Origin of the sequence: Sinomonas sp., assembly GCF_036848755.1 — a bacterium.
Taxonomy (GTDB): Bacteria; Actinomycetota; Actinomycetes; order Actinomycetales; family Micrococcaceae; genus Sinomonas.
In genome coordinates, this window is the sequence record NZ_DAIUJO010000240.1 from 1 (window position 1) to 1,966 (window position 1,966).

2 protein-coding genes are annotated in these 1,966 nt (G+C 65.5%); one reads left to right on the forward strand and one right to left on the reverse strand.

Annotated features, from left to right (window positions below; translation table 11 throughout):
• The coding region (gene tgt, locus V7053_RS18935) for a tRNA guanosine(34) transglycosylase Tgt (RefSeq protein WP_334173793.1) at positions 1 to 1,002 on the forward strand (1,002 nt) is incomplete at its 5' end.
• On the opposite strand, the gene V7053_RS19110 is transcribed toward tgt, so the two are convergent.
• Complete coding sequence (locus V7053_RS19110; RefSeq protein ID WP_443022671.1) at positions 947 to 1,615, reverse strand: ABATE domain-containing protein; 669 nt, start codon at positions 1,613 to 1,615, stop codon at positions 947 to 949. The genes tgt and V7053_RS19110 overlap by 56 nt on opposite strands.
• Positions 1,616 to 1,966 lie beyond the last annotated feature (351 nt).

The following is a 1,966-nucleotide window of genomic DNA, read 5'->3' on the forward strand; positions in this document are numbered from 1 at the left end:
CTCGGGAAGTTCATGAACTGGCACGGGCCGACGTTCACGGATTCGGGCGGCTTCCAGGTCATGAGCCTGGGCTCGGGCTTCAAGAAGGTCATCGACATGTCGGCCGTGGACGCCTCAGGCCCCGACGATCCAGGAAGGGACACCGCCGTCGCGCCTGGCAAGGAACGTTTGGCCCACATCGATGAGGACGGCGTCTGGTTCACGAGCCATCTCAACGGCGATCGGCATCGCTTTTCCCCTGAGATCTCGATGAATGTCCAGCATCAGATCGGGGCGGACATCATGTTCGCGTTCGATGAGCTCACCACGCTCCAGAATTCCCGGGCCTATCAGGAGGAATCCCTCGAGCGGACGCGGCGGTGGGCCGAGCGATGCGTCGCGGAGCACTTCCGTCTCACCGACGAGCGGAGCCACCGCCCGTATCAGGCCCTGTTCGGCGTGATTCAAGGTGCACAGTACGAGGATCTGCGGCGGAAGGCGTGCCGAGATCTCGGGGCCATGCCGTTCGACGGCTTCGGAATCGGCGGTGCGCTCGAGAAGGAGAACCTCGGGACGATCGTGGCGTGGTGCTCTGAAGAACTGCCCGAAGACAAACCGCGCCATCTTCTCGGCATCTCAGAGCCCGACGACATCTTCGCGGCCATCGAGGCTGGGGCCGACACGTTCGACTGCGTGTCCCCCACCCGCGTCGCCCGCAACTCTGCTTTCTACACCGCCGACGGCCGATTCAACCTCTCCGGCGCCAAGTACCGCAAGGACTGGGGGCCGCTCCAGGACGGCTGCGATTGCTACACGTGCCAGAACTACTCGCGGGCGTACATCCGCCACCTCTTCAAGGCCAAGGAGATGCTCTCCCACACCCTCATTTCCATTCACAACGAGCGCTTCGTGGTGCGAATGGTCGACGACGCGCGCGCCGCCATCGAGGACGGCACCTTCTGGGACTTCAAAGAGGAGACGCTGGGCCGTTACTACGCCCCCCGACAGGCACCCCAACCATGACCTCGCCGCCGCGGAGGCGCCGCTTCCGAAGCCTCCCAGCGCATCGCGGGGAACAGCAGGCGGCGCTCCGATTCCGCGTGCGGTCCACAAAGGGGCTGCGGCACCAGGGATCCGCACAGAAGCGGACACGCGAGAGCAGCCCACGCGAAACCACGCCCATGGCCGCCGGCACGAGGCGGGACGCGAGCCGGGCAGCCACGTCCTGGCGGCTGGTGCGAACTGAGGAACTGCCCCCGGTCCCCAATGCCGGATGGAGCGAGTACGCTTCTGCTGCTTCGGTGAGACGCTCGCAGGCTTCGCGACCGCCCTCGTCAAGGATCGCTCTTCGAAGCCGCTCCCTGAGCTGGCGCACGGGATCGACGTCGGACTGACCGGGCAGTGGGCACCAGAGGTCGCCACCGGCGTCGGGACCGCCCGCATCAATGTGACCAGCCCGGCTAAGGGCGACGAGCTGCTCAAGAGTCGGCGGCGACGGAACCCTGAGCCCCGCATGCTCGGCAATTCTGTGGATCTCGCTCACGTAGTTCAGTCCGTCGTGCCCGAGGATCTGAGGCGAGGTGGCGAGAAGCTCCATGAGCGGCACGGTTGCGTCAACTTCCCCGGCATGTTCCATGCGCCCACGGTGGCACGAGGGACCGACAAAGTGCTGCGGTGATCGAGCCAGGCCTGGGCAACGCAGGTCTCTGCAGAATGTCCCGCTCTAACCGTTGAGTTGAGCGGGACATTCAGCAACGCATGTCTTTGCAGAATGTCCCGCTCTAACCGTTGAGTTGAACGGGACATTCAGGGAAGGCAACAAGTGCCGCGCGCCATCCGGGGAGTCCCAGCGCGACGGAGTCCAGCGCGACGTTCCGCAGAGTCAGGCGCTTGCTCACCGCCGGTGCCGAGCGCGGCACATCCCGAGGGGCGGATGTCCCGCTCATCTTCCCCCGGCCATCTCGTCCCGGCCATCTCGTCCCGGCCA